6 protein-coding genes are annotated in these 3,788 nt (G+C 47.2%); 1 reads left to right on the top strand and 5 read right to left on the bottom strand.

Annotation, left to right across the window (positions count from 1 at the left end):
• Nucleotides 1-130: 130 nt before the first annotated feature.
• Both AC1DUA_RS28185 and AC1DUA_RS28180 read right to left on the bottom strand, forming a co-directional pair.
• On the bottom strand, nt 131-1,864 hold the full coding sequence (locus tag AC1DUA_RS28185) for a DAK2 domain-containing protein (protein ID WP_477502914.1): 1,734 nt from the start codon (nt 1,862-1,864) through the stop codon (nt 131-133).
• A gap of 29 nt (nt 1,865-1,893) precedes the next feature.
• Complete coding sequence (locus AC1DUA_RS28180) at nt 1,894-2,253, bottom strand: Asp23/Gls24 family envelope stress response protein (protein WP_477502913.1); 360 nt, start codon at nt 2,251-2,253, stop codon at nt 1,894-1,896.
• A 339-nt stretch (nt 2,254-2,592) separates the two neighbouring features.
• On the opposite strand from AC1DUA_RS28180, the gene rpmB reads away from it, so the two are divergent.
• Nucleotides 2,593-2,781, top strand: a complete 189-nt coding sequence (gene rpmB / locus AC1DUA_RS28175) for a 50S ribosomal protein L28 (protein ID WP_127452218.1) — start codon at nt 2,593-2,595, stop codon at nt 2,779-2,781.
• Nucleotides 2,782-2,878: 97 nt separating this feature from the next.
• Here rpmB and spoVM read toward each other — a convergent pair whose 3' ends face one another.
• From spoVM to AC1DUA_RS28160, 3 genes are all read right to left on the bottom strand, one after another.
• Entirely contained in the window at nt 2,879-2,959 is an 81-nt protein-coding gene (gene spoVM, locus AC1DUA_RS28170; protein WP_014652194.1) for a stage V sporulation protein SpoVM, read from the bottom strand.
• 203 nt (nt 2,960-3,162) lie between these two features.
• Nucleotides 3,163-3,408 carry a hypothetical protein gene (locus AC1DUA_RS28165; protein ID WP_477502912.1) on the bottom strand — a complete coding sequence of 82 codons (246 nt, stop codon included), beginning with the start codon at nt 3,406-3,408 and terminating at the stop codon, nt 3,163-3,165.
• Between the two features lie 14 nt (nt 3,409-3,422).
• The coding region (locus AC1DUA_RS28160) for a ribulose-phosphate 3-epimerase (RefSeq protein WP_477502911.1) at nt 3,423-3,788 on the bottom strand (366 nt) is incomplete at its 5' end.

Raw genomic sequence — 3,788 nt, 5'->3', positions numbered from 1 at the left:
GCACCATCTCAATGTTAAGCTCTTGTCTAAGTGCCAAAGGTATGTCGGCCGTGCTGTCCGTTACAATACGAATATGTGTCAACAGGGCTCACTCCATTTCCCGAATTTAATCCACCGTGGGGATGATCGTTTATTCTACAGAGAACAGGTACGCGTACAATGGCTGTCCACCAGGGTGAAGCTCGACTTCAATTTCGGGATAAACCGCCTGAATGAAGGCCTCCAGTTCTTCCGTCTCTGCGCTCACGGCATCTTCTCCGGTGAGGATTGTCACGATCTCGCTGCCTTCATCAATCATTTCTTCGAGCAGCTTTTTACAAGCATCCATCAGACTTGGCTGTGAAGACACGATCCGACCATCTTGAATACCGATAAAATGCCCTTGCTTGATGTCAATTCCGTCCATATTCGTATCACGCACCGCATAAGTCACTTGACCGGATTTCACACGGCGAAGTGATTCGTTCATCGCTTCCGTATTTGTTGGGGCATCTGCTTTCTCTTGGAACGCCAGAATGGCTGCAAGACCTTGAGGAATTGATTTGGATGGAATGACGATCAACGTTTTGTCGACCAGATCAGCTGCTTGCTGCGCTGCGAGGATGATGTTGGAGTTGTTCGGCAGCACATAGATGGTTTCCGCATCAATGCTATTAACCGCATTTACGATATCCTCTGTGCTTGGATTCATCGTCTGTCCGCCGGACAGTACGACATCAACGCCTACACTGGATAAAATCTCAGTAATGCCCTCACCCAAAGCGACTGCAACGAAACCATACGGCTTGCCCGGTGCTGCCGCTGTTACAGCAGTCGGAACTGAGACCTCGTAACCTTCCGTGGTCATCTCTTCTAATATATGTGAATGCTGATCGCGCATATTTTCAATTTTGATACGGCTCAGTGCGCCGTAATTCATCGCCTGGTTCATGACTTCACCTGGGTATTCCGCATGAATATGCACCTTCACCAGTTCGTCATCGGCAACGACGAGCAAAGAATCTCCCAGTTTGCTCAGCTGCTCACGGAACCTGCCTTCGTCGAAAGCAATCCCTGGCACCTTGCCAGGTTCGATCGTTAGCATAAATTCCGTACAATATCCGAATTCGATATCTTCCGTAGCCAAGTGCGCCTGCGCTGGAAGATGCGCGTGAACTTCTTTGGCGAGGTTCAAGCCCGGAACTACGGAAACCGTATCGAGTCTTGTATCCATCGTCGCGTAGTCTTCCTCTACCTGGAGCAGACCCCCGTTTAACGCTGTGACGAAGCCTTCATACACGCAGACAAGCCCTTGACCGCCTGCATCTACCACCCCAACCTGCTTGAGCACAGCAAGCTGCTCAGGCGTTCTAGCGAGGGCTTCGTTCGCCTTGCTCAAAACTTCCTGCATAAGATCGAGCAAATCGCCGCCGCGTCTATACTGCATGGCATGCTTAGCTGCTTCTTTGGACACGGTCAGAATCGTGCCTTCTACCGGTTTCACGACAGCCTTGTAGGCTGTCTCTACGCCTTGCTGCAACGCAGCCGCGAATTCCTGTGCATTCACATTCTCAAGATCGTGCACATGCTTCGCGAATCCGCGAAACAGCTGTGACAGAATAACCCCAGAGTTACCTCGGGCGCCCATCAGTAACCCTTTGGACAATGCATCAGCTGCTTTCCCAATATGAGAGGATGGCTTCTTTTTCAGTTCCTCACAACCTGCGGTGAGTGTTAAATTCATGTTGGTGCCGGTATCTCCGTCGGGTACAGGGAATACGTTCAATCCATTAACCTTGTCTACATTTCGGCGAAGGTTATCCGCACCCGCCAAGACCATGGCAGTGAAGTCATTTCCATTTATTGAAATAAAGCGCTTACTCAAAGTGATTCCCCTTCCTGGTTATCGGGCTTTTATTTGGCTACACGAACTCCTTGAACAAAAATGTTCACATCGTCCACTTGAAGCCCTACGACATCGTTCAAAATATATTTGACTTTCGTTTGGACATTGCCGGCAACTACGGATATTTTGGTTCCATAGCTGACAATAATATAAAGATCGATCTCGAGTCGCCCGTTCTCCCGACGAACTTCGACACCGCGGCTTAAATTGTCCCGTCCTAGCAGTTYTGCTATTCCGTCTTTCAATTGCTTTCTAGTGGCCATGCCAACAAGTCCATAACAATCTAACGCAGCGGATCCCGCCAGAGTTGAAATCACTTCATTGGTAATATACACTTTTCCAAACTCGGTTGTGAGTTCAATTGGCATTATCTTACAACTCCTTCATGTTTCACTTTAGCGACTAATTATGTAAGTATTCCCATTCCAGCTTTGCTTTAGCAAAGTCGACGCCAAATCGTCAATTRCTATGTATTCGGAAAGGTGGGCTAATCTTCATTGTACTATAACATACTTAATAAATAAACGGCAAAAAAGAAGGTAATTCGTTGACTCCGCTCCTTTTGCTATGCTATTATATTTAAGTGTGTTTTTGCTGGTTAATATAAGAATCACAAGAAGCAAAGTCTAAATTTGAGGAAAGCTGTCATGTCAAGCTTAGGCTTGCCACCCAGGCTGCTTTGTATACTGCCGAAGGAGGTGTCAAACATGTCCCGCAAATGTTTCGTTACAGGTAAAAGTCCTAAATCAGGAAACCACGTGTCCCACGCTAACAATAAAAATAAGCGTACTTGGGGAGTTAACGTTCAAAAGGTTCGCATCCTCGTTGATGGTAAACCAAAACGGGTTTACGTAAGTGCTCGTGCGTTGAAGTCCGGTAAAGTGGCTCGCGTTTAATTTTCGGATACTTATACTTTATGTAAAAAGACAAAAAGCACCTTCCGGTGCTTTTTTTGCATTTCTGGGGATTTGCACTTCGTATGTGTTAGCTAACTTAGTTTTTGCTAAACGTATTAAGTACAGCTTTCACGAATCCACCCAAAAATTTTGGTAGCTTGATTGTGTAGAACTTCATTCTCTACCCCTCCTTAGAGTTTAGCCAGCAAACGGACGCATGCCCGAAGACTGACTTCGACTTCGTGAGCACTAACATCATTACAACAGTATATGCCCCGGTCGTGAAAAAGTACCTTCTATTTTACTTTCTCCGATCTATTCGCTTCCAGAAAGCAAAAAAAGCTACAAGAGCGCATCGCTCTTGTAACTATATGTATGCAGCTAGGGTGCAGTTATACCCATCTGCGTGTATAGCGCATAAATTAAGGTGAAAATGAAATACAAGACCACGGCAATCACGATAAACCAAATGYGAAATCCGAGTCCTTCAAACCGGCGGAAGAAACGCATCCCCAGATACAAGGCACCGAGTGAAAAAATATACTTCGTAAAATCGTGTATGTTAGAAAAACACGCAAGAAGCACGGCGCAAACCAGACTGTACAGAAACAGCCAGAGAAATCTCATCGTCCCGCTCCCCTCTACCCCCGAATTCGTTTAATTGCGTCGGCGCGGTCGGACTGGCCAAATACGGCGTTGCCTGCGACGAGCACATCGGCTCCCGCTTCGATCACCTGGCGAGCTGTGACTTCGTTAATACCGCCATCCACCTCAATATGAAGACCATTCAGTCCCTTGGCGTTCGCTTGATCGCGCAATGCGCGGATTTTGCGGAGCATACCGGGAATGAACGCTTGTCCGCCAAAGCCAGGATTGACGGTCATAATAAGAACAAGATCCAACTCCTCATCGAGCACGTGCTCAATAAGCGAAATCGGGGTTGCAGGGTTAAGGACAACCCCTGCTTTGACGCCGCTTTGCTTAATCAGATGAAGCGTCCGATGCAG

This window comes from Paenibacillus sp. 01T422 (genome assembly GCF_056398785.1).
This window is presented reverse-complemented; position numbering and strand designations above follow the sequence as displayed.

What these genes read in the sequence shown, in the direction of transcription:
- rpmB (WP_127452218.1), top strand. Translation starts at nt 2,593, where the DNA reads ATGTCCCGCAAATGTTTCGTTACAGGTAAAAGTCCTAAATCAGGAAAC.
- spoVM (WP_014652194.1), bottom strand. Translation starts at nt 2,959, where the DNA reads ATGAAGTTCTACACAATCAAGCTACCAAAATTTTTGGGTGGATTCGTG.